Annotated in this window: 22 protein-coding genes and 1 tRNA gene; 12 read left to right on the top strand and 11 right to left on the bottom strand. The window is 38.4% G+C overall.

Translation table 11 applies throughout. The annotated features are described in order from the left end of the window. Positions 1 to 321: 321 nt before the first annotated feature. Both DW121_RS03030 and DW121_RS03025 read right to left on the bottom strand, forming a co-directional pair. Positions 322 to 3,480, bottom strand: a complete 3,159-nt coding sequence (locus tag DW121_RS03030) for a metallophosphoesterase (protein WP_158573912.1) — start codon at positions 3,478 to 3,480, stop codon at positions 322 to 324. Between the two features lie 355 nt (positions 3,481 to 3,835). After that, complete coding sequence (locus DW121_RS03025; RefSeq protein ID WP_115502228.1) at positions 3,836 to 4,810, bottom strand: Abi family protein; 975 nt, start codon at positions 4,808 to 4,810, stop codon at positions 3,836 to 3,838. Between the two features lie 618 nt (positions 4,811 to 5,428). Here DW121_RS03025 and DW121_RS03020 point away from each other — a divergent pair. The 4 genes from DW121_RS03020 to DW121_RS03005 all read left to right on the top strand — a co-directional run bounded on the left by DW121_RS03020 (position 5,429) and on the right by DW121_RS03005 (position 9,702). After that, a complete protein-coding gene (locus tag DW121_RS03020) occupies positions 5,429 to 6,652 on the top strand; it encodes a site-specific integrase (RefSeq protein ID WP_115502227.1) in 1,224 nt (407 codons plus the stop codon). 226 nt (positions 6,653 to 6,878) lie between these two features. Next, positions 6,879 to 7,385, top strand: coding sequence for a hypothetical protein (locus DW121_RS03015; protein ID WP_115502226.1), 507 nt, complete (start codon positions 6,879 to 6,881; stop codon positions 7,383 to 7,385). A 352-nt stretch (positions 7,386 to 7,737) separates the two neighbouring features. Further along, complete coding sequence (locus DW121_RS03010) at positions 7,738 to 8,976, top strand: hypothetical protein (protein ID WP_118323005.1); 1,239 nt, start codon at positions 7,738 to 7,740, stop codon at positions 8,974 to 8,976. A gap of 72 nt (positions 8,977 to 9,048) precedes the next feature. After that, a complete protein-coding gene (locus DW121_RS03005) occupies positions 9,049 to 9,702 on the top strand; it encodes a hypothetical protein (RefSeq protein ID WP_115502224.1) in 654 nt (217 codons plus the stop codon). A gap of 277 nt (positions 9,703 to 9,979) precedes the next feature. On the opposite strand, the gene DW121_RS03000 is transcribed toward DW121_RS03005, so the two are convergent. After that, positions 9,980 to 10,657 carry a hypothetical protein gene (locus DW121_RS03000; RefSeq protein WP_115502223.1) on the bottom strand — a complete coding sequence of 226 codons (678 nt, stop codon included), beginning with the start codon at positions 10,655 to 10,657 and terminating at the stop codon, positions 9,980 to 9,982. Positions 10,658 to 10,875: 218 nt separating this feature from the next. On the opposite strand from DW121_RS03000, the gene DW121_RS02995 reads away from it, so the two are divergent. Genes DW121_RS02995 through DW121_RS02985 form a run of 3 tightly spaced genes read left to right on the top strand, consistent with a single transcriptional unit; the run spans position 10,876 to position 13,864 of the window. Beyond that, positions 10,876 to 11,244, top strand: coding sequence for a helix-turn-helix domain-containing protein (locus DW121_RS02995; RefSeq protein WP_115502222.1), 369 nt, complete (start codon positions 10,876 to 10,878; stop codon positions 11,242 to 11,244). Between the two features lie 12 nt (positions 11,245 to 11,256). After that, positions 11,257 to 12,864 (top strand): phage/plasmid primase, P4 family, encoded by a 1,608-nt coding sequence (locus tag DW121_RS02990; protein WP_115502221.1) that lies wholly within the window; start codon positions 11,257 to 11,259, stop codon positions 12,862 to 12,864. Positions 12,865 to 12,877: 13 nt separating this feature from the next. Beyond that, entirely contained in the window at positions 12,878 to 13,864 is a 987-nt protein-coding gene (locus DW121_RS02985) for a BT4734/BF3469 family protein (protein ID WP_158573911.1), read from the top strand. A gap of 291 nt (positions 13,865 to 14,155) precedes the next feature. Here DW121_RS02985 and DW121_RS02980 read toward each other — a convergent pair. The 5 genes from DW121_RS02980 to DW121_RS02960 all read right to left on the bottom strand — a co-directional run bounded on the left by DW121_RS02980 (position 14,156) and on the right by DW121_RS02960 (position 16,884). Continuing rightward, positions 14,156 to 14,229: transfer RNA gene (locus tag DW121_RS02980), tRNA-Ile, on the bottom strand. Between the two features lie 91 nt (positions 14,230 to 14,320). Continuing rightward, positions 14,321 to 14,632 (bottom strand): DUF4491 family protein, encoded by a 312-nt coding sequence (locus DW121_RS02975; RefSeq protein ID WP_117710588.1) that lies wholly within the window; start codon positions 14,630 to 14,632, stop codon positions 14,321 to 14,323. A gap of 118 nt (positions 14,633 to 14,750) precedes the next feature. Continuing rightward, positions 14,751 to 15,215: an Lrp/AsnC family transcriptional regulator gene (locus tag DW121_RS02970; protein ID WP_004291634.1), complete on the bottom strand. Its 465-nt coding sequence runs from the start codon at positions 15,213 to 15,215 to the stop codon at positions 14,751 to 14,753. Between the two features lie 198 nt (positions 15,216 to 15,413). Continuing rightward, positions 15,414 to 16,277, bottom strand: coding sequence for an FKBP-type peptidyl-prolyl cis-trans isomerase (locus DW121_RS02965; RefSeq protein WP_117710415.1), 864 nt, complete (start codon positions 16,275 to 16,277; stop codon positions 15,414 to 15,416). Between the two features lie 13 nt (positions 16,278 to 16,290). Then, positions 16,291 to 16,884 carry an FKBP-type peptidyl-prolyl cis-trans isomerase gene (locus tag DW121_RS02960; protein WP_117710414.1) on the bottom strand — a complete coding sequence of 198 codons (594 nt, stop codon included), beginning with the start codon at positions 16,882 to 16,884 and terminating at the stop codon, positions 16,291 to 16,293. Between the two features lie 196 nt (positions 16,885 to 17,080). On the opposite strand from DW121_RS02960, the gene DW121_RS02955 reads away from it, so the two are divergent. After that, on the top strand, positions 17,081 to 17,791 hold the full coding sequence (locus DW121_RS02955; protein WP_117710413.1) for an SIR2 family NAD-dependent protein deacylase: 711 nt from the start codon (positions 17,081 to 17,083) through the stop codon (positions 17,789 to 17,791). Positions 17,792 to 17,978: 187 nt separating this feature from the next. On the opposite strand, the gene DW121_RS02950 is transcribed toward DW121_RS02955, so the two are convergent. Together DW121_RS02950 and DW121_RS02945 are read right to left on the bottom strand one after the other, a co-directional pair. Further along, entirely contained in the window at positions 17,979 to 18,725 is a 747-nt protein-coding gene (locus tag DW121_RS02950; protein WP_118323004.1) for a glycosyltransferase family 2 protein, read from the bottom strand. Next, positions 18,718 to 19,983 (bottom strand): glycosyltransferase family 4 protein, encoded by a 1,266-nt coding sequence (locus DW121_RS02945; protein WP_118323003.1) that lies wholly within the window; start codon positions 19,981 to 19,983, stop codon positions 18,718 to 18,720. The genes DW121_RS02950 and DW121_RS02945 overlap by 8 nt, the downstream gene beginning before the upstream one ends. A 204-nt stretch (positions 19,984 to 20,187) precedes the next feature. On the opposite strand from DW121_RS02945, the gene DW121_RS02940 reads away from it, so the two are divergent. The 4 genes from DW121_RS02940 to DW121_RS02925 are packed head-to-tail and all read left to right on the top strand — an operon-like array spanning position 20,188 to position 23,361. Continuing rightward, complete coding sequence (locus DW121_RS02940) at positions 20,188 to 21,039, top strand: hypothetical protein (protein WP_117710587.1); 852 nt, start codon at positions 20,188 to 20,190, stop codon at positions 21,037 to 21,039. Further along, positions 21,036 to 21,788 (top strand): cytidylyltransferase domain-containing protein, encoded by a 753-nt coding sequence (locus tag DW121_RS02935; RefSeq protein ID WP_117710410.1) that lies wholly within the window; start codon positions 21,036 to 21,038, stop codon positions 21,786 to 21,788. The genes DW121_RS02940 and DW121_RS02935 overlap by 4 nt, the downstream gene beginning before the upstream one ends. 20 nt (positions 21,789 to 21,808) lie before the next feature. Continuing rightward, the gene (locus tag DW121_RS02930; RefSeq protein ID WP_117710409.1) at positions 21,809 to 22,849 is read left to right on the top strand and encodes an N-acetylneuraminate synthase family protein; all 1,041 of its coding nucleotides are present in this window, start codon (positions 21,809 to 21,811) and stop codon (positions 22,847 to 22,849) included. 14 nt (positions 22,850 to 22,863) lie between these two features. Then, the gene (locus DW121_RS02925; protein WP_118323002.1) at positions 22,864 to 23,361 is read left to right on the top strand and encodes a KdsC family phosphatase; all 498 of its coding nucleotides are present in this window, start codon (positions 22,864 to 22,866) and stop codon (positions 23,359 to 23,361) included. Positions 23,362 to 23,399: 38 nt separating this feature from the next. Here the strand turns inward: DW121_RS02925 and DW121_RS02920 are convergent, their stop codons facing one another. Beyond that, positions 23,400 to 24,401 carry a glycosyltransferase gene (locus DW121_RS02920; RefSeq protein WP_118323001.1) on the bottom strand — a complete coding sequence of 334 codons (1,002 nt, stop codon included), beginning with the start codon at positions 24,399 to 24,401 and terminating at the stop codon, positions 23,400 to 23,402. Positions 24,402 to 24,406 lie beyond the last annotated feature (5 nt).

The raw sequence follows: 24,406 nt of genomic DNA, 5'->3' as shown, positions 1-24,406 counted from the left end.
ATTATTGATTATCAGCACTTCTCGGAAGCTGTGTGCAAATTGTGTGCAATGAACTTTTGTGTGCAAAGAAAAAGCCACTACAAATCTCTTTGTAACGGCTTGATTTCCTTTTTTTATGCTTTGTGGACCAGCCTGGGCTTGAACCAGGGACCTCCAGATTATGAGTCGCAAATATTTGGTTTTCAGTGATTTGTATTTTATGTCTTTTCATATCCATACCTCTTGATTTCCAAGTCCAAAGATAATATTTTCTTTTCAAATAATATCTCTTGTTTTCTTCTATTTTCTTGAGATGCGTGCAAATTGTGTGCAAAATATCTATTATTCTAGTTCTGCTTTTTCTTTTTTGAACTTTTGTATTAAAGCACTTTTGTTTATTCTTTTATTGCTGTTTTTGTTTGCATTTACTTTTATATATAAATCTGCAAGTAGATTGACTATAGAATTATCATCAGATGGTGTGGTCGATGAATAGTAATAAGCTAATAATTTGAAAAAGCAAGAGTCGGCTATATATGTTTTATTTATATTTTTTATGAAATCTCCCATGATAGCTTTATAGCCATCTCCTTTTATATCACAATAAAGATATACAGAAAGAAATTTTTCAAATTCAGAAATAACAGCTTTATTACCACTGACTTTATCAGCTTCTATTTTTTCTTTTATTACTTCAGCTAGTTTATAGGTTCCAAGATTGTCACTAATTAAATTTTGATGAATTACAGGTAAAAATCTGAGCACAAATTTAAATTCTTCTACTCTTTCTTTTGGAAATTCTTCAAAATGATTTATTATTTCCTCACAAATCATTTTATAAAGGACAACATAAGAAATGGAGTTCTTTAAGATTCTTGTATAGCTATCAGCTTTTAAATTTTCTTCATGTATTTCTTCGGAGTTTTTTAAAACATTCATTGCTAAAAGCATTAATTGTCCAAATGCAATAAACTTATTAGTATGTTTCTTCTTAATTATACCTTCTTTTTTATCTGAACTATGTTCTAACTTTGTATCAGATTCTTTCTCGCTTTCTTCCTCTGTTTTTTTATCTGGTAGTAATTCGAATAATTCTTCTGATTTAATCTGTTCAACTATGCTTTTATCTATATGAAAGAAGTCATCAATAGATTTAACTTTCGAGAAAACTATGTCATTTATAGTAATATAATCGAATTCTAACCTATCCACAACGTTTTTTAAAATCTCGGCTTCTCCTCTATGCAGTCCTGTATAATAGTTTATTTCATTACAATATTTTAGATAATTATTTTCATCTAGTACTTCTTTTTTAAATTCTGGATCAGTTTCCATCTTTTTTACAAGAAAATATTCAAAGAAGCAATTGAATCTAAATCTTATGACAGAGTCTTCTTCTACAAAAACACCTAAATTAAGAATGCCATTTATTATTTTTCTAGCACTATAAGATTTGGGGAATTTTCTAAGAGCTAGATGTCTTTCCGTAATCTTTATAATATCAGAACAAGGCAAAGAATAATTGGGCTGATCAGAAATGAGCATTTTATGAGCGATTTCTGCTAATAACCATATTTTGTTCTCATAATCAAAAGTGTCCCTTAGAATACCTTTAATATTTTTTTTATCTAAAATCTCTTCAATAAATTTTTCTATTAGCGTGGCATTATTTTGGGGTCTATATGTTTGTTGTCGCTCTATTATCCATAAAAACATAGAAACAGCAAATGGGGTTCTTGGTAAGTTTAGGGACATAAATGCATTAATTAGAGTATTCATTTTTTTAGGTGTCTCATATTGTGGACTATTGGGAAACCACTTTTGTATTAAGGTTTTGATTTGTTTTGCCTTAAACTGTTTTAATTCTAAACGCTCAAATTGCAATAAACTTTGCTGTTCCGGGGTAATAGAGAAATTATTTTCATATAATTGTAAACTTGTCGCGATAAAACGTGTTTTAGGGAACTTCTTTAAAAAGTTACTTAAGTTTTGAATTTGATTAATATTCTCTATTTCGAAGTTAATATTATCAATTAGTAATACAATATTATCATTGAGCAATAAATCATTTGTCTCATTCGTGTTTTTCTTCCAGTATTTTCGAATATTGATTGTTATATCATTTTCAATCGAGTTGAAGTCTAATAATACAGGTATTAGATTAGCCCCAGTTACTACATTCAGAATGTCATATAGAATTTTGTCTAATAAGACTGTTTTACCAGCTTCTTTAGTACCAAAAATTACAAAATTGTTTTTGGATGAAATTATCTCAGCTAAATTTTTAATTGGAGTTTCTTTAGCATCTTCTTTTTCATCACTTTCTATATCATCTTTTCTCTTTACAATATTAGGCATCACAAAAATTTCAGAAAGTGACTTAGGTGCTTGGGAAGCAGTGTTATAACTTAATAAATGTTCGTTAAGGAGAGATAATTCTTCTTTTATATCTAATATAACGCACTGCATTTGCATTTTTTTCTGTGCTTCTTCACCTACTGGTATATTAATTTCCCATACTCCATTTTTCCCTATTTCTTTATTGATTCGAAAATTGGACGAATATTCTTGAATATAAAATGTAGAAGTTGCTTTAGCTTCTTCTAAGTTGTAATCAATTAAAGAAAATCCATTTTTATAATCATTTAAAGCTGTGAGCTTATTTTTAGAAAGTACACCTGGAGCTACAAATGTGAATAGCTTTCCGTCTGGCTTTATACAATATTCCGCTTGGTTGCTATGAGTATGACCACAAAAATATATGTCGAAGTGTATGTTTAGTAATTTATCAATTATTGTATTTTCAAATTCAGCTAACCAACCGTAATGGTGGTGTGATATTGCAATTTTAACATCGCAGTCCTTTAAAAAATTATAAGAGTTAGTTATTTGTCTTTCTCCGATTAGAATTCTTCCTTTATCTTTTTCTGAATCATAACACCTCCAAGCTGAATTTAAGCATGCAACGCCTATCTTTAAGCCATCTATATATAGTTTATAGCAGGATTCATAGTTAGATTGATAGTAATCATTCTCGGAAAATACTTTATTATAAAATTTTTTTTCGAACAGTTTGTACGGCAATACTCTTTTTATTCCTTCTTCAGACTTTGATTCATAAAAAGAAATAACTTCTTCTTCTGTTGTTAAAGTCTGTGATAGCCCCATTTCAACATACTTGCTATCTGCATTTCTATCTATATCATGATTTCCTATCGTAAATAGAAAGTTATTTTTAGGAAGATTGAGTGTTTTAAGTATTTTATCTATAAATATAAGTTCAAATCCTTTAAATGCCGTGCCTATACTATCGTAAGAGCTACCTCCGGTATTTATCATATCTCCAGAATATAGGATTAGATCAATCTTTTTTTCGTTATTTATGGACTTTAAGGTTTCGGACAGCATACTTGCGATTGTAGCTGAATCATTAGCAGATTTTTTATCTAAATGGTAATCTGATATATGTATTATTCTCATGATTTTATTCTTTTCTTTCATGCAAATATACATTATTTTATTTTTTAGGTGGAATTTTCCGCCTCTTTTATTGTCTCTAAATGACTATTTTATAATTAAATTCTAGCTTAAAAACAATATTCTATAAAGGGTTGTTCAGAGTTTTCCTAAAAAAGGAAAATCTTATTAAGCAGAGTGTTTTTGTCTAATGATTCTGCATAGTAGTAATGTTAACGCATATTGTAAAGTTTGTAATAAAGGGAATTGTAGGATTTTGAACACTTGAAAAATGAATGGGGTACAGCAAACGGCTCTTTTACTTATACTAGAACTACGAGTAAAACTATCACAGTTCATCAAATTATTCATTCTACGTTATTGTAAATAAGTTCAAGTGCTAACCTCTCCATACGCCAAGATAGTTCCAATTTTCAGGGAATCCCATATCTTTTAATGATAACAATTTACCGCCTTCTGCTATTAGTCCTTTCAGATTCTTATGAAAGTCATTATTAGGACTGATTATATCCAAAATGTATTTGATACAACATAGATATGCAAATAACTTGTTTCTTTTAGTCCTTGCAATAGTATCTCTATCCAAGAACAGACGGTCTGCATTGGTTGGAAGCAAGATATTTACAATAAAACGCCTGTTCCAAACTCTACTATGATGTGCGCAACAATTTCGTAAATTAGATAGTGCATGCATCCAGTTTTCCAATATATCAACCTTGTTTAAACCTAATAGTTTGGCTACAGTCTTTTTGTTATCATCTTTATTTAATAATTCATACAAACGGCTTAGAGTACCAAAAGAGATAACTTCCAAAGTCATCCATGCAGGTGGAGTATTAGGATTGGAATACTTACTTTTATAGTGTTTGATGAAATCCTCGTTGCTTCTGTCTATTTCGTGTGTTATGTCGTCTAAAAGAGTGTCGTAAGCAAAAATCTCCTCACCATTAACTATACGTTTATTGTCCTTAAACAAAGATTCATCTTCGTACCAATGGCTATTCTTGGTGTCTTCACTATATGTTTGAACGATTTTAGTCCGAAGAGCGACCTCTATTTTTTCGATTGCATTAAATATCAGAGAACGCAAACGCCTGTCGAAACAATATAAATCAATGATGTCTTTAAAATGAATGTCTGTTCGTAAAAAGCTGTGGTCAGCTTCTGAATCCGTATTATTTTGAAAAGGATAAGTATATGCACGTAAACGATAGTAGCTGATGTTAGACAAATAGTCACCAGCTAAATTTTCATCATCTATGATTAAACCTCTTTTTTCAAGTTTTGCAACTTGTGTCTTAATTGATAAAGGCCTCTTTGTATAGGGTACTTTCTCTTCAAAATCCTCAATCATGCATATTTCTCAATGTATAGAAACTCGAAGACCTCCCCGGGTGCGCTGTTCAAATGGGAAGCGTGGGAGGTCATATTGAGTGCAAAAATAAGACTAATTTTTGGATTAACAAGCAGATAATCGGAAATAAATAGTCTGTTATATAACATTTTAACAATAAAAGTGAGCAAAAGTTTAATCAGTTAGTTAAAAACGGGATTGTATCTACATTATTATATACTTCAATTTGTATGCAGTTTTATTCTATTTTCTATGTTTATTTTGTGCTCGGAATCTTCAAACATAATTTGAAAATCAATGCGAACTCTTTAAAATAGAAGAATCGGATTCAATGGCTTTGAATGTTTAACTTTTATTATCTATTTATCGATAGCTGTATTTTTCCGACTTTTAGTGATACTTCTCAATAATGTTCTTGAAATGAGCGAAGCGTATAATTCTTATTTACAGACTAATATATATACTATGTTTTGCTATTATCGTTTTAAACCGTTTGAAACTAACGTCTAAACTACTCAAAACCAATATTTAAAAGGCTTCAAAACGTTTATATTTCCATTCAAATGAGGATATATAGACTATCGTAAGCAATTCCGCTTGCGGGTAATCACTAAAACCATGTATAATTTTTCAAAAGACGGTATCGTAGTCTCTACGGTACTTGATGCACGTACTGCCAACAAAGAAGGCAAATATCCTATTAAAATCAAGGTTTATTATCAAAGAAAGCCCAAGTATTATTCTATTGGTATCTGCATGACGAAAGAAGAATGGAACAAACTCCCGGATAGCAAATCTTCTGAAAGCAAAAAAATCAGACAAGCCATTGAAAGTAGTTTTTCTTTAGTCCGTATGAATGTTGAAGCTTTGGCAGAGAAAGGAACATTCTCTTTCAATACGCTCAATTTACGTTTGGGAAAAGCTACCGGTGATACTCTGAACAGTGCCATACGAGCTAAGATTGAGGAACTGAAAAACGAAGAAAGAATCGGGACAATGCAGTTCTATCAAACTACATTGGTAATGGTTGAGGAAGTCGGCGGCAAAGATATTCCATTTAGTACTGTTACGGTTGAATGGTTACAAAAATGCGAAAGACTTTGGTCGAAAACGAGAAGTATTTCTACAATCGGTATGCACATGAGAAATATCCGTACTTTGATGAATGAAGCCAAGAGAGCCGGCGTTATCAAAGAATCGCAATACCCATTCGGAAAAGGTCTGTTCGAGATAAAGACCGGTATTGGAAGAAAGAAAGGATTGACAAAGAAACAGTTGAAGGCCATTTTCGATTATAAGAGTGAAAATGAAACCACTAACAGATATAAAGACCTCTGGATATTCATTTACTTGTGCAACGGTATCAATCCGACAGACATGCTGAAATTGAAGTTCTCGGATATTGTGGACGGTGAAATATGTTTTGTGAGACAGAAAACAGAGCGCACGACAAAGAATAGGAAAGAGATACGTGCGGTTGTTTCTTCCCAATTACAGACAATAATTGACAAGTGGGGAAACAAGCCGTTACCCGATAATTACATATTTCCTTATATGAAAGGGCATGAAACGGCTATAGAGCGTAAAGCGATTGTACGCGATGTTGTCAAGCGAATCAACAAACGTATGAAGTTGATAGGTGAAGAATTGGGTATCGGCAATATCACCACATACACCGCAAGACATTCATACGCTACCGTATTGAAACGAAGCGGAGCCAATATCTCTTATATAAGTGAATCCTTAGGACATACCGACTTGAGGACTACGGAAGCATATCTGGCGAGTTTCGAGAAAGAGGAGCGTGCTAAGAACACTAACCTTTTGACCTCGTTTTTGTAGCCTATATAGCCTATATGGGGCTCTTCTTACTTTCCTGCCCGGTAATTCTATTCATAAAGGAAACCGGGCTTTCTTTATGCAAAATTACCGGTGCGAGAGCTTAATTCAGGTTAAGAATATAGTTAAAATACCTTTTTCTTTTATATTCCGACAAAAAAGAGGATATATGTAATGTCCGATGATTCATTTATTCGGAGTATTACTAAATTCAAAAATAAATAAAGTTATGGCACGAAAGAAAAAAGTAGAAGAAGAACAACCGGTGACTGCCGAAGTTGTAGAGACTAAAAAGAAATCTTCAAAGAAAGCACCAAAGACTAAAATGTCTGCTCAAAAAGAAAGCATACAGGAAACCGGTGTTCAAGAGCCGATTGTCAAAGAAGAAAATACGAAAGATTCTTTTAAAGAAAAAGATTATACAATCGATGAGCTTATAGATATGTTAGGACCGGATATTGATTGTGAGGATGATACAGAGTTTTCATTAACGGAAAATACTTCTTCACAAGAACAGGAATACACAATAGAGGATATGCTTTCCGCATTGGACGAGTCAATCGATGATGACGATGAAGAATGTGTTTCAGATGAAATACTTGATAAATTCGACAAGACACTCGAAGAAAAAGGTTTGGGCGATGATTATTTTCGGAAGAAAGAAGAACGGCTTAAAGAAATGGATCTGGAGCATGAACTTCACGAATTCGCCATTGATGAAATGCTGAATGAATAAGAATATCTAATTTTGTAACCTGCAACAGTCTCTTTATGAGATGTAACTTTGTGATGTGCCTTATTTTTTCTAATTTTGCATCGTCATGGCAACATGGCGGACATATTAGAAATTTAAGGTACACGAAAGTGTTTAACTGATTCTCTACGACGAAGTCTGGTAAACTATCTGTAGAACGGGAATAAGTTGGCATCTCTCGCGTCATATCCATATATGGCGTGGGGACTGTTGCTTGTTTTAGTTCAAGGTCTTACCAGAGCCCGTCGTATAAAATAAGTTAATGGCCTCACGCTTTCTGCATTTATGAACTCTTCTGATTTGAGGCTAAGGGAGAAACGACATTCTGGTAATTATGAAGAAATTTTTATTAATGTTAGGTGCGGTAGCTTTATTTACTGCATGTAGTGATGACGGTGGTTCCGGTAATGGCAATATCAATTATGAAGAAGGTTATAAATACCTTACGAATTTGAATGTGAGTGACGCCAAGATGATTTATCAGAAATCATCTGCAACAAGAGCAATAGGGGACGACTCTTATTACAAACTTGATTTATCAGGCAATGAAGTAAAGTTGTCAATCAAGGGAGAGGACGGGCAAGACCATAATATTGGTATTAGTAAGGTAGTCAAATTGAGTGATAAGATTATTCTGGTGAATCCTGTTGAACAAGATATTGTTGATTTGTTTTATAAACCCGGCCCTGATGATGATTATATATCTGTTAGCAATCAAAGTATTAGGTATCTCTCAATAGTAGATGTTCAAACAGAAAAGTTATACAGATGGCCGAAAGATGTACATATTGATTTGTATTACGGTTCATTGAAAACAATATTGGATAATCAAGGAAATATTTATATTGCTTCTTCTAATTCAAATTATCCAGAATATAGACAAATATACAAATTGAATGTTTCAGATTTCACAATGCAGAAAATGTTACCTGATGAAGTTATATGTAATAATTTCACTGTAACCGATAATGGTTTTGTTGTGTATTGGAGTAGTCAAGAACAACAACAGAATTGTCGTGTGAAATGTCCGGGTGGCAGAATTTATCCGATTTCAGATACTTATACATTCATCTTTAACGGTAATTTATATTCCATTCGCAATAATGCGATTATTCAACATAAGACTATTGGAAATAATGACTTAGAAGAAAAAACAATATGCACCATATCTGATGAACAATTCACTGGGTATGGGGAATTTGCTGTTCCTAATCATGTGCGCAAAACACTGTTGCTGAATGAATATTATGAGTTTGACGGAGAAAAATGTACAAAACTTGATAAGCAGATTAATATTGGAGATATTCGCACAAATAAAGCATGGTACAACCGTAGCAATACAACTTTCTCAAAAATAGCAATGAAAGATTATCAAGAATCTCAGTTTCAAATCTTGGACTATGAAATACAAAGTCTTTCGGCGAGTTCGGAAAGTCCAAATATCGCATTTACAGGTTTTAGATATTCGGACGGTGTAAATGTCGTAGGAACTATCACAGAAACAGATGAAGTTATTATCGATAATGTTGCAGAAAACGGAAACAAAATCATCAATCTTATTTCGTTGAACTAATATCAACTCAAAATAATATCCTCTTGTTGCTTATGCAATGAGAGGATTTTTTATACCCAAAATTTTAAAATTATGAATAACAGAATTACCCCTTATAACATTACGGAGCTGAAAGAAAATGAAATATTCGTGTTCGGTTCAAACTCAAACGGTGTACATAATGGAAATGCCGCAGCAACAGTGATGAAATTCGGAGCTATTATGGGGCAGGCTGTGGGAATACAGGGGCAGACCTATGCGCTACCTTCCAAACACATTGAGAATCTTAAAAAACATATTGATGATTTTCTGCTATATGCGGAACAACATCCGGAATATATTTTTTTAGTTACAGAGATAGGATGCGGAATATCCAAACATTCGCCATTTGAGATTGCACCGTTATTCAAAGAAGCGGTTCATATAAAGAACATCAATTTGCCTTTGTCCTTTTGGGATGTTCTGAATGGTGGCATACAAGCCAGAATCAAACAGGTTGCCGAAAAAGAATCTCCTTCCGTTTCTGATTTTTGTCAAAGAACGGGATTGTCTTTTACTATACTGATGAACATTTTATTCAGAAAAGAACTTCCTACCGTCTGGATTGTGCAAAAGATACTGATTGCCTTTCCGTCTATAAATGCAAGGTGGCTACTTTTAGGAGAAGGCGATATGAAACTCACGAAACGCAATAGTTTTTTCACAAGAATAAACGATTTTCTGCATATCCTTTTCGCTTCCAAATAGACGTAAGATTATTATTTTCCCATACCAAAAATAAGGCTGTTTTCGTCTCCTGTATTGTGCTTTTCTCCTGCCTCTAATACTCGGTATAAAGAAGCACGAGCATATCTCGAATATGAAAGAATAAATAAAAGTAGAAAAATATTACATAGTGAATAAAGTGAACTATATTTTATAAAAAGTATAAAGTTTTATATCGTTATATGGTCTATAAAATAAGAATATGCTCTATTATAAAAATATAGTTCACTTTACTCACTTTATTCACTTTTATCTTTTCTTATAAAAGGATTTCTGTAGGGCAATTCTTTATATCAAAGTTTTCTATGGCATTCCATAAATCTTCTTGATATTCATATAATGGCTCTATTAAGACTTCTGGAAAAATAGCCTTGTCTGATATTTGGGCGAGACGAAAACCGGAAGTTTCAAATTTGCGTCCAACCTCACTTTTCATTCTATAAGATTCAACGACCTCAAAAGAGTACTCTCCTAAAAACTTCAATCTGCAATATTTTTGAGGATACCAGCCGATACAGACGATTTCACCTTCAAGCAATGATGAAAACTTGAAATAGTCCATTCCATTGAATCCTTTCTCTATGTCAAAGTCCGTATTGGTCTGTTTGTATTCGTGGCAGAATGTTTCCCAATCCTTATATCCTAAAGCACGAGCCATGAAAGATAATTTTCCAACATCCGGCTTTCTTTCCTTGTCTGCATCTTTATCTCCCCAATAACGACGTAATGTATCAACGCTGATAGTTTCAGATTGCTGGATAACGCTTCCGTCTTCATATTTTGGGAGAGGAAAATTTGTATTGCTCTGTTTCTTTATATAATCGCATAGGTCAGAGTATGCATTATCTGAACTCAAATCTATATTAGAAACTCTTACTAACTCGTTTTTTAAAGTTTCAAACCTCTCTTTGTCTATCGGTATTCTTTTCTTTGCCATATTACTACATGATGTTTATGACAAAAATACAAAACGTAAGCAACTAATCAAATATATTTCATGCCTGAACGTGCCAAAATCAATAATTTCTTTTCGGTAATATATGTAACAAACTAATAATTAGTCTGATACAAACGTGCCTGAATGTGCCTGAACGTGCCTTTTTATGCCGCTTTTGGACCTTTGTATTTTTGCACCAGAAACAAAAAACAAAAGGTATGGAACATCAAAAAACAAGTTATGACACGTTGCCGGAACGGATAGATTATCTGATTCAGGAAATATCAGAGATAAAAAACATTCTGATAAACAGAATAGAAAAAAGGGAAGAAATACCAAAGTGGCTGAATAAGGAGCAAGCCTTAAAATATATTCAAAAACAAGGATATAAATTAAGTTCATCGAAACTCTATAAATTATCAGCAACAGATAATATACCTTGTCACAGGTCAGGACGTAATCTGTATTTCTTTGCTGAAGAATTGGATAAATGGTTAAACAACCAAATTGAGGAGGAAGGCAAAACGAGCCAAAATCTTTCAACTCAATCAATACAATTAATTATAAAATCGGCTCAACAAAGATAGGAGATAAATAATATGAATAGTAATAGCAACAATAATAATATTCCAATGATAAATCATCCGTATAAAACAGCAAAAGGCTTGAAACGATATGTAAGAGATATTTTGCAGCAAGTACAACAAGAGGAAACATTGAAGAAAATAATAGATATATCTTCAAAAATAGACTATCCGGTTATTTATCATCTTGATGATGATAAAAAACTTGAAAAACTTGCAGAACTACGTAGGAAAGAAAACAATGGGGGATTGTCAGAAAATGAAACAAGAGAATTAAAGGGGTTAGAGCCGGATGATGAAGTCAAATATATTATATTGATAGAAGAATTAATGAAGAACGCGGATGAGTTTAAATTGGGGCTCGGCATTGAGCCGGACAGTATTCAGCCATATATTTATACGGGCTGTTACTGGAAAAACATAACCCGTCCACTTTTGAAGGAATTTCTTGCCGTAGCGGCAAATAAGGCAGACTTCAATTATTATGATATTAGACTGAGTAGGAATCTTGAGAGATTGTATAATCAGTTTGTCGCTCTTTGCACTCTTGTACCGGACTTGAATGAGAAAAAAGATGAGGTGAAAATTAATCTAAAGAATGGGACATTTGTCATTTCAAAGGACAAACAAGAGTTGAGAGACTTTGACAAGCGGGACTTTTTTAAATATCAATTGCCTTTTGAATACAATTCTAAAGCGACTTGTGATGATTTTAAGGCTTTCTTGAATGAGGTTTTACCTGAAAAAGAATCACAAATGATTCTTGCAGAATATTTGGGATATATTTTTACTCAAAACTTGAAATTAGAAAAGTGTTTGATTTTGAAAGGTGAAGGAAGCAACGGTAAATCCGTCATATTTGAAATAGTGCAAGCACTGCTTGGAGAACACAACACTTGTTCCTATACGATAAGTAATTTATGTAATGAAAATGGATATTTTAGGGCACAATTAGGTAATTATCTGCTTAACTATTCGTCAGAACTCGGAGGAAAGAATATCAATCCTGACTTGTTCAAGAAGCTAATCAGCAATGAGCCTATTGATGCGCGTTCTCCTTATGGACATCCGTTTATTATTCGGAATTATGGAAAGTTTATGTTTAACACTAACAAATTTCCTAATAATATTGAATTTACCCATGCCTACTTGCGAAGATTTATAATCTTGAACTTTGAAGTGATTATTCCGGATGAAAAACAAGATAAACATCTCGCCAAGAAAATAATATCCAAAGAATTAAGCGGTATTTTCAATTGGGTGCTGGAGGGATTGGGAAGGTTGTTGAAGCAACAACAATTTACAGAATCGCCAAAGGCAAAAGAACTTCTTGAGGAAATGAGATTTGAATCTGATAGTGTGGCACAATTCATAGAGGCAAAAAAATACGTGCCTTCTGTATCAGATAATGATAGAGTTTTATTAAAAGATTTTAGAGAAGAATATAATGCGTATTGTTGTATAAAGAAGTTGATACCTGTGAGACGAAAAGAATTTTCAACTCGCATAAAGAGTTTGAAATTTGAGATTGAGAAAGGTGGTGGTGGGAATAATTATATTTTTGTGAAAAGTAATAATATTGCTAAACAATTTGTAGAAAATTCATTGTCTGATGGCCTGTAAAAAAGTAAGAAATATGGAAAATATCATAAAAGTATCAATGTTTGAAAGTGCGCAAAATCGTTATGCAAGCGGAGTAGTGAACTTATGGGACTGGTTGTTCTTAGAGGACTATCGTACTGTTTTAATCAAAGAACTTCGAAATGAATCTGATTTGATGAAACGGCGAGAATTGAAAGAACTTCTTCCTGCAATAACTGTCAGTTGTGTTTGTTCTGAACGACGAACTGAAAAAATTTACGAGTATACGAACTTGATTTGTATTGATATTGACGGAAAAGATAACCCGTCAATATCAAACATAGAAGACCTTAAGATTAAGTTGGGTGAACTACCTTATATTATGTATTGTGGATTGTCTGCAAGCGGAAATGGCTTGTTCTGTATCATTCCTTATGCGGACCCTACTAATCATAAGAATGTCTTTGAAGCCATAAAAAACGATTTTGAAGAAATGGGTATCATTATAGATAAAAGTTGTGGCGATATATGCCGTTTACGCTTCCTTTCGCATGATACGCAACCGTATGTCAATAAACATGCGGAAGTTTATACGTCTAAGCCAAAAACAAAATCAAATGCAGTGGAATATATTTATAAGCCAAAACAGAAATATAAAACGAAACCACCTAAACCCCGAACGCTTCTTATCCCCAATGCGATAGAAACCTTTCTTCGTCCAAATAATTTTGTTTTGGAAAGTGCCACTCCTTTAACAAAGAAACAAAAGGTTGAGCGGCTATTGAATGAAATAACCAGAAATCAAGTGGATATTACTTATTATTATGATGATTGGATTGCCATTGGCAATATCATTAAGAATATGTTTGGTGAGGAAGGTAGGGCTTTATTTCATAAGGTCAGTAGTTTTTATCCCAATTATGATTATGATGAAACTGATAGGGAATATTCCGCTATGATAATTGGACGGTATCGATATAATAGTGACCGCTTATTTGAAATAGCCGCAGAATACAAGCTCATTTCCCCAATCAAAAAATAATTTTGAGAAGAAAAGGGATGACTACCGGTGTGTAGCTTATCTCTTTTCTTATATCCGTTTGTGCAAATTATATGCGAAAACCTCATCATGGGCATAAATCGGAGAGCACTCTTGCCAATAGAAGAAACTAAAAGAAAAAGAATATCATTTACCGGTGTGTCACGTTTATCATTGATTATCACCACTTTCCAAAGGTTGTGTGCAAATTGTGTGCAAGGAGTTTTAGTGTGCAAGAAAAAAGCCGCTACAAGGTTGCTTGTAACGGCTTGATTTTCTTTGTTTTATGCTTCGTGGACCAGCCTGGGCTTGAACCAGGGACCTCCAGATTATGAGTCTGTTGCTCTAACCAACTGAGCTACAAGTCCGGTGTATCCTTGTATCGGATAGCGGGGACAAAAGTAGTATTTTCTCTTGAAATATGCAAATGTTTCAGATAAAAATACGAATGTCCTTTAGTTAGAATTTGTAAGTTCGGTTGGGATTCTTGGGAAACCAGCCCTTTTTTACCCGGTCTTCCTGTTCAAAGACTTCTTTGATGGTCCAGAATGATGAGAATGCGAATACGCCAAGGAGTGAAGCCACTAAGATATTTTCGGTGCAAAGTGAAGCGATGACACCACCGATTCCCAATAGTAGAAAAATCCACCAGCATTTAGTTCCCCAATAATATTCGGCTTTTACTACTATGGGGTGGAAGATGCCTATGATGAGGAAAGTACAGATGCCGATTACAAGCCCTGACAGGTGATATTCGTTTAAGAAATCCATATTTATAAAGGTGATAAAATTATGTGGCTGTGTCAAGACATTGATAAGCTCTACGTTCTGCATGACAGAATGTAAAGCTTATCAATGTCTTGACGCGCTCTCATTGTTTTTATTTATCTTACTTCTCCGGGCAAATAGGAATTTCTTTCTTGATGCTCTGTTCCAGTGAAATTAAAGTTTCTGTTGCGGTTACACCCGGAATTTCTTGCATCTTGTTATTCAGCAAATCCATTAAATGCTCGTTGTCGCGTGCATACACTTTGGTCAGCATGGTGTACGGACCGGTAGTAAAATGACACTCCACGATTTCAGGAATCTTTTGCATTTCAGCAACAACAGCCTTATACATAGAGCCTTTTTCCAATTTGATTCCTACATAAGTACAGGTTCTGTAGCCCAGAGACTTGGGATTGACGTGGTAGCCGGAACCAACGATAACACCCAAATCAATCAAGCGTTGTACACGTTGGTGAATAGCGGCACGTGATACGCCACATTCAGCAGCTACATCCTTAAAAGGAATACGGGCATTTTGGGAAATGATTTCCAGAATCTGCCGATCAAGATTGTCTATTTTTTCCATAATAGTAAATAAGTAAAGTTCTTGTTGTTATCAAATAGTAAGCAAATATAGGACTTTATTTTAATTTATCTATAAAATGGAACGGAAAAAAGAATAAAAGTGATAATAGGATAAAGTGATGGGGTGATAAGGTGATAAAGTGATAGGGCGGTAAAGTGTTGCCACTCTACCGCCCTATCGCCTTTTTGTTATCTCGTCTTATTTCTCGATACCTACGAGTTCTACTTCAAATATCAAAGTAGAGAACGGTTTGATTTGACCGCCGGTTTCTCTTGCACCGTAAGCCAAGTCTTGCGGGATGTAAAGTTCCCACTTAGAGCCTACAGGCATCATGGTGAGGGCTTCTGTCCAACCCTTGATAACTTGGTTGGCGCGGAATGTGGCGGGCTCTTTACGTTTGTAAGAGCTGTCGAATTCTGTTCCGTCAATCAATGTACCTTTGTAGTTTACTTTTACTTTGCTGCTATCTGCAGGGATTGCACCGGTTCCTTTGGTGATAATTTTATATTGCAGACCGCTCGGAGTGGTTACAACACCTTCTTTAGTCTTGTTTTCTGCGAGGAACTTCTCACCGGCAGCCTTGTTGTCAGCGTATTTTTTTTCCAGAGCTTTGGCTTGTACGGCTTCCATTTGAGTCTGCATAAAAGTCTGAGCTTCTGCTTTGGTCATGATGCCTTTACCGATAACTCCGGCAACGAAACCTGCCAACAGGTTCTCGCGGCTGATAGTTTGTGTAGAGTCCCCACCGAAAATCTGTTGGTTGAAACCTTCCACCCATTGTTTGCTTACCATTTGTCCGATTTGCAGACCTGCCATATAAGCGGCATCTTTCTTGTCGGTTTTTGTAGCGCCTTCGTTGAAACCTTTCAGGAAGTCAGCCATTTGGGTAGAATCGATACCCTGCTGTGCAAGATATTGGTCCAGACCTTCTGTACGTGCCATACCGATAGCGTAAGATAATGAGTCGATGTCCGTTTTCAGATTTGCTTTCGGACTTTGTGCAGTACAAGAAGCCAAACCGGCAGCTACTGCAAGAGCCATGATAAATGTTACTTTTTTCATTTTGCTTTTAGAATTATTTATTTAATACTTTAAGTAGTTCCACTTCAAATACGAGGGTGCTGTGCGGCGGAATCATTTCACCTGCGCCTTGTGCTCCGTAAGCCAGTTCGCTGGGGATGTAAAGTTTCCATTTGGCACCTTCGGGCATCAGTTGTAAGGCTTCCACCCATCCCGGAATTACCTGGTTCACGCCGAATGTAGCGGGTTGGCCGCGTTTGATGGAGCTGTCGAACAATGTTCCGTCAATCAATGTACCTTCGTAGTGGCATTGTACCTGGTCGGTAGCTTTTGCGTATGTGCCTACGTTACCTTCGTTGATAACTTCGTACTGGAGTCCGCTGGGCAGGGTAATTACGCCCGGACGCTTTTTGTTTTCTTCAAGGAACTTCTTGCCGGCTTCAATGTTGGCGGCGTTCATTTTCTGTTCCAGTTCTTCGAAGTACTTATTTACTATTTCGCGGGCTTCCGTGTGGCTGATAGCCGTTTGGTTGCCTTCCAAGACATCTTTGATTGCTTGTGCAAAGTCATCTACTGCGATGCCTTTAGCACCCATACTTAAAAGATTCTGACCTATTCCCAGGCCGATAGCATAACTGAATTTGTCCATAAAATGATTTTGTTGACGACTGAAATGATTTCTTTTCCAGTCTATTGCAAATTAACGAATGGCAAAAGTACGTCTTTTATTTGAATGATTTTGTTTTTTTCAGATTAAAAAATCTTAGCAAGTGAAAATAACTTCCCTCTTTTCGGGGATTATTCATACATTTGTATGAGTATATGAACTTTAAGGAGATATAAAGATGAAGAACTTGGTTGTTTTGTCCGGTGCAGGTATGAGCGCCGAGAGTGGTATCAGTACTTTTCGTGATGCCGGCGGGCTGTGGGATAAGTATCCGGTGGAACAGGTGGCAACTCCCGAAGGCTATGCCCGCAATCCGGAGTTGGTTATCAACTTTTACAACGAGCGCCGCAAGCAATTGTTGGATGTAAAGCCGAATGCCGGGCACATCGGGATTGCCGAACTGGAGAAGGATTTCAATGTGACGGTTGTTACACAGAACGTCGACAATCTGCATGAGCGTGCCGGGAGCAAACGCGTTATTCATCTTCATGGCGAGTTGACGAAAGTTTGTTCCAGCCGCGACCCTTATAATCCGCATTACATAAAAGAACTGAAACCGGATGAATATGAAGTGAAGTTGGGAGATAAGGCCGGTGACGGCACTCAGCTTCGTCCCTTTATCGTTTGGTTCGGCGAGGCGGTTCCTGAGATTGAGACGGCAGTCGACTACGTGGAAAAAGCGGACATATTCGTTATTATCGGTACTTCGATGAATGTATATCCGGCTGCCGGATTGCTGAATTATGTGCCCCGTGGGGCTGAAGTGTATCTGATAGACCCCAAGCCGGTAGATGTACATTCCATGCGGCAGATACATATAATCCAAAAGGGGGCATCGGAGGGCGTGCACGAGTTGAAGACGCTGCTGAAGGTGGTGCCAAAGGGTTAGAGAGTGGGGTATGTTTCCGGCATAACTGAAGCAGACTCCCAATACGACTGAGGTACCTTCCCAATACGACTGAAGTACCCTTCCGATACGGCTGAAACAGGCTCCCGATACGAGAGAGGTTATCCGGAACAAAAAGTCCCACCCTGATAGAAAGGGCGGGACTTTTTGTTTTTTGTGTAGTGAGCTGTCATTTTTTCAGCACTGCCCTCAGTACAAACCAAGTATGATGGGCTACGGTGCTTATCCAGCCGTAGTGTTGCGCCATAATGCGGAAGCGTTCTTTAAGTGAGGCTTTCCGGTTCCGGGTAGTCATGCCCTCGTCCAGATAGTCTATTATGGTAAGACGGGTGTTGTGCATGCTCTGCGCTTTCTTCATGATGCGGATGCACCAGTCGAAGTCGGCAGAAAAGCGGTACTTCAGGTTATATGGTTCCACTAAAGTGCGTTTGGCAAAGAATGCTTGGTGGCAGACAAGCATTCCTTGTTTGAAGCTTTTCCACGTCAGCACTTCCGGGGCGGAGAGACGGCGCATACGGATGAAGTGGCTTTCTTTGTCCACCAGGGCTGTTTCACCATACAGCACATCGGGCAACTCGCTTCCTGTCAACGTATGTACCATTTGTTGCAGTGTGTCATCCTCATGAAAACTGTCGCCGGCATTGAGGAAACACAGGTAATCGCCCGTAGCCAGCCGGATGCCTTTGTTCATGGCGTCGTAAAGACCTTTATCGGGTTCGCTTACCACTTGTGCGATGTGGCTTTTATAGCGGTCTGCGATAGAAAGTGTTTTGTCTTTTGAACCCCCGTCTACAATGATATACTCCACATGGTGGTAAGTTTGCGAGATTACGCTCTGGATGGTATCTTCCAATACCGCTTCGGCATTGTAGGTTACGGTGATGACGCTGAATTTGGGAGTGAGATGATTATGCATTTCTTCCGGTGACTTTATTGTACAGCTCGATATATTTCTTGGCGATAGTGCTTTCCGAGTAGTGGGTGACGGCTTTCCGGCAGGCCTGTTCGGAGAGGCTGGGATAATCCGGGTCGGTAAGCGTCCAGTAGATACCGTTGGCAAAATCTTCGGACGATTTGTATTGCGCCACATATCCGTTGTGCAGGTGGTCTATCATTTCGGGAATGCCGCCTACGTTGAAGCCTACACAAGGAATGCCGCACGCCATAGCTTCCATAATCATATTGGGAAGGTTTTCTTCCAGTGAAGGGGTGACAAAGAGGTCTACCGCATTGTAAATGTCCACTAACTGGTGTTCGTTGCTGACAAAGTCCAGCGGATAGACTTTGAAAGGCAGTAAGTTTGCCAATTGTTGCGACTCCTTGCCGAAGACAACGACACCGAGCTTTTCTTTTAGTTCAGGATGTTTCTCTGCCAGCAGCTTGCACGATTCTATCAGATAGTCAATTCCTTTCCGCTTATCGGTTATCTTTACAGAGCCGAACAGTACAAGCTTAGTATCTTGCGGCAGCCGGCATCTGTTGCGTGCTTCTTGCTTATTGTGCGGTTTGAACAAGTTGGTATTGATAGGGTTGGGGATGCAGGTAATCGTATGTCCGGCAAGTAAGGCGCTTTTCTTTGCCAATCCTTCCAGCCAATGGCTGCACGTTACGAAATTAATGTGCCGGCCTTTGTACAAGTCCTGTTTTTTGTAGAAAGTCCGGTAGGAGATATCCCTCTTGCCGCCGTTGCCGTGGATGAAAGGACAGTTATGGCACTCCTGCTGATAATGAGTGCACTCGCGGGCATGGTGACAGATGCCGGTGCACGGCCACATATCGTGCATGGTCCATACCACTGGTTTGCCCGATGCAAGAATTTTCTCGATGTTTTTCAGAGATAACATTCCCTGATTTATCCAATGAAGATGGATTACATCCGCCTGCTGGAATTCCGGGAGCGAGGTGATGTCCGTGCCTGTATTGGCTATGTCGATGGCAAAGATATTATCCCGTTTGAAGTGGTTGGCTTTCCATATGACGATACGTTCCCATACAAATTTCCATATCATACGCCAGTTGTGGTTCAATGAAACTACGGTAATCCGGTCGGTCTGCTTGTCACGTACCAGAAGTTTGGCTTTGATACCGTTATTCTTGAGCGACTCCATTAGTCTGCTGGCAGCTACGGCAGCTCCGCCGATACGTTCGGATGTATTGATTAATAGTACTCTCATTTTTGCGGAATGTTTGGACAAAAGTACTGCTTTTGCCGCTTTCTGCTCTATAAATCTTTTATTTTTTTAGTCTGTGACCGCTAAACTCCCTATCTTTGCCGAGGTGAAAAGCCCGTGATGCCGGAAACGATGGAAATATTGCCGGAGACGGCGGGTTTGTCATCGGAAGAAACCTGTGTTTCATTGGTAGAAAAAAATGTGAGTATGGGAGATAAGGCAATGAAAAAGCTGGAACAGCTGTGGCAAACTTTTCTGAGTGTGGTGAAGATACTGTTGCAATCCAAATGGAGTACGCATTTACCCTCATCGTTCAGTAATCCGGAAGAATTGTTGATATTGGCTAACGGCCCTTCATTAAACCGTACGGTACAAGAAGCTGCGGATTTTGTAAAAGGAAAGACCTTGTTGGCGGTAAATTTCTGTGTAACGTCCCCGATGTTCGAACAGCTCCGTCCGGAAATCTATCTTATTGCCGATCCTCTGTTCTGGATTGTTCCTGAAAAACGTGTACAGTTGTTTCAGACGCTTGCCGAAAAGACCGCTTGGCCGATGAATCTCTTTATTCCTGCCCGTGCCTTGAAGAATAAAGAGTGGCAGCCTATGCTGGCAGCCAACCGTAATATCCGCCTCTATATTTACAATACCACTCCGATTGAAGGTGTGCAGGGATTCTGTAACCGGGTTTTCAGTAAGGGTTGGGGTGTTCCCCGCCCCCATAATGTGTTGATTCCTTCTATTGCTATCGGGCTGCGGTTGCCTTTTAAGAAGATATATTTGGCAGGTGCCGACCACTCTTGGCTACCGGAAATCACAGTGACGGATAATAACGTGGTGTTAATGCACCAGAAGCACTTTTATGACCAAAACAAGTCGCAGGCGGCAACGGTGACGCAGGAGAACTTGCATAGCGCACGACTTTATACTATATTGTATCATATGTATGTAGCTTTTAAATCCTACTTCGTGCTCGAAGCTTATGCGCGCCGGTTGGGTAAAGAAGTGATTAACGTTACGCCGGGCAGTTATATAGACGCTTTTAAACGAATGAAATTATGAAAGATGGAATCATCATTCAGGCACGGACCGGTTCTACCCGGTTGCATAATAAAATATTGCTCCCTTTCTACGGTGGGCAACGCATTATAGACATCTTGATTGATAATATCAGGCAAGCCTGCATCGGCAAGACGATTGTTCTTGCCACTACCAACCGTCCGCAGGATGATGTCTTGGCAGAGGTTGCCCGTGAAGCCGGTATCTGCTGCTATCGGGGAGACGAAGATAATGTGCTCGACCGATTTATACAAGCGGCCGAAACCTTTCATCTCGACCGTTTTGTCCGTGTCTGTTCGGATAATCCTTTTCTGCGTCCGGATAGTTTTCTTACTTTTTTTGATGAGTATGATACCCGACCGGCTGATTACATAGCTTACGGTTTTGCAGACGGTCGCCCGACTATCAAATCTCATTTAGGATTGTTTGCCGAACTGACAACTACCGATGCACTACGTCGTGTAGCCACCGCTACACAGGAGAAACTGTATATAGAGCACGTTACGATTTATCTCTATACACATCCTGAAGAGTTTCGAGTTCGTCTGCTCTCCTTGCCGGATGAACTGGAAGGGCGGTTAGACCTTCGCTTTACGCTCGACACAATGGAAGACTTCATCTTGCTGCAAGAACTTTATGCTGCTTTCTACGAACAGACTGACCATAGCATCCATGCTTTGCTTCGTCTGGTAGAGGAGCATCCGGAATATCGTACCAAAATGTTGGAGAATATTGCGAAGAACGAGAAATGATAATTATTAGTATATAAATAATGAAAAGTACATACATTATCGGAGAAATCGGGCAGAACCATAACGGCTCCGTCGATATAGCCAAGTTGATTGTCGACTTGGTGTCACGCCCTGTACGCGAAGAAGTCTTTAATCTGGAACTCCGGCCTATGGATGCCGTGAAAATGACTAAGCGTGATTTGAATGAAGAATTGACCGATTCGCAGATGAATCGCCCGTATGACTCTCCTCACTCTTTTGGCCGCACTTATGGTGAGCATCGTGCTTATTTGGAGTTGACAGATGAAGAGCATTTTGAGGTTTACAAGCATGCCAAGTCGTTGGGTATGGATTTTGTGGAAACACTGTGCTCAAAGGGATGTATGTCTTTATTGAAACTCTTTACGCCCGACCGTCTGAAAGTGGCAAGCCGCGACCTTACTAATCTGCCGCTGCTGGAAGTCATGGCCGAAACCAAGATACCTATTATTCTTTCCACCGGTATGGCAGGTAAGAAGGAGTTGGACGATGCTTTGGATGTTATCACCCGCTATCATAGCGATATATCCATATTGCATTGCGTGTCACAATATCCCACCCAACCCGATAATCTGAATCTGAAAACGATTACTTACTTGAAACATCGTTACGGGCAGTATCATATCGGTTTTTCCGACCATACTATCGGTATTGCAGCTCCGGTGGTTGCCGTAGGTATGGGTGCGGAAATTATAGAAAAACACGTCACTATCGACCGCCGTATGAAAGGGACGGATCAGCAGGGCTCTTTAGGTCCCGACGGTGTAAACCGCATGATTCGTGATATCCGCATAGCCGAACATTGGCTGGGCGAGGAAGAATTGTATATCGATCCGGCAGTCTCTGCCGCTAAAGTAAAACTGGAGCGTTCCATCGCAACGAATAAGGCATTGCATCCCGGAGACACTATTACGGAAGAGGATATTCATTTGCTCAGTCCGGGCGACGGCTTTAAGTGGGCGGACCGTGATAAGGTAGTAGGTCATCAGGTGCAAAAGGAGATACCGCGCAACGAGATTATTTATCCCGATTTTATCATTTAATTTTTGAGATAATCATGTTACCCAAGTTAGTAATTACCGATATAGATGGCGTGTGGACTGATGGCGGAATGTATTATACAGCCGAAGGTGATGTTATGAAACGCTTCTCTGTGAAAGATGGTTGGGGAGTAATTTTCCTGCGTGAGTTGGAGATACCCGTAGCCATTATGACCGGAGAGAACACACAAATCGTTCAGAAGCGTGCCGATAAGTTGAAAATCGACTATTGCTATTTAGGAGTGAAGGACAAAGTGGCACAGGCCCGTGAACTTTGCAATGAATTAGGTATATCATTGGGTGAGGTCGCTTTTATCGGTGATGATTTAAATGACCTGCCGTTATTGCGTTTGGTGGGTTACAGCGCCTCTCCTTACAATACCCCCGAATACGTGAAGCGCGAAGTGAAGTACGTGACGACTGCACACGGCGGCTACGGTGCTTTCCGTGAGTTCGTAGAGAAACTGTTGGCGGATAACGGGATGCTGCAACCGGTGATAGAACGTTTCTTATAGGTGAAGATATTTGCGATAGCGCTTTTTTCGTACCGGTCTTAGCCGTTGATACGGGGGAGCGGTATGTACTTTGAGATGATTTCCCTTCCCCGCGTCAGTATTTTCCTGAATTGTATTTTTATCATCTTGCCGACATTTTGAGATGGTAATATCTCTTGCCGCTTCACATCGTCCAATGTCCATTGTGGCTGATACTTCAATAGCCGTTGAGAAGTTTCGGATACCTGTGCTGTTTGCCCCGCTTTCCGGTAATGGCGAATAAGGTTGAGGCAGATACCCGTATGCGCTTGGCGGATGCAATCGGACACATCAGGTCGTTTTTCTTGAAAATACTCAATCAACAGTTCACGTACAGTCAGTGCAAAATTCACTTGTCTGCCCATTCCTACTTCACTCCAGATGCCTTGTACATGCTTGCGATAAACAGCCATTGGTTTCTTGAAGTAGTATATTTTGCCATATTGGGCGTTGAGCACATGCATGGCATAGTCACACGAAGTGGCTTGGGCAAACCATTCGGGCAGCTCCGGAAAGTAGCGGCGGCGGAAAAGAGAAGATGAATTGGTGATATAGTTGCTCCGGCATAGGTCAATAATATCCGTAACAGTGGATTGGTGACCGTTAGACAGACTTTTTGTGTTATTTTCTTCGTAGTAGTTGATGACGCGGTGGAAACAGAGCGCAAAAGAGGGATGAGTATCCATGAAGTCTGTCATCCGTTGCAGTTTGTTGCAGTCGAACCAATAGTCGTCTCCATCGCAAATAGCTATGTACTCTCCGATACAATGGCGATGGGCATCCATAAAATTGCGCTGCAGACCTACGTTTTGCGGATGGCGTACTAAAGTGATTATTTCCGGATACTGTTGTTGGTAGCGCAGGCAAATGTCGAGTGTATTGTCCGTACTGCAATCTTCGCTAATGACGAGCTGGATGGCATAGTCCGTTTTCTGCCGTAGTACTCCCTTTATAGCGGTTTCTACGTATTTGCCAATATTGTAGGCCAGCATGATGACACTTACTTTGATTGTCTTTTCCATAGTCT

This window comes from Bacteroides sp. AM10-21B (assembly GCF_003472565.1).
Taxonomy (GTDB): Bacteria; Bacteroidota; Bacteroidia; order Bacteroidales; family Bacteroidaceae; genus Bacteroides; species Bacteroides propionicigenes.
The sequence above is the reverse complement of the archived record's forward strand: the minus strand, read 5'-3'. Positions and strand labels throughout refer to the sequence as shown.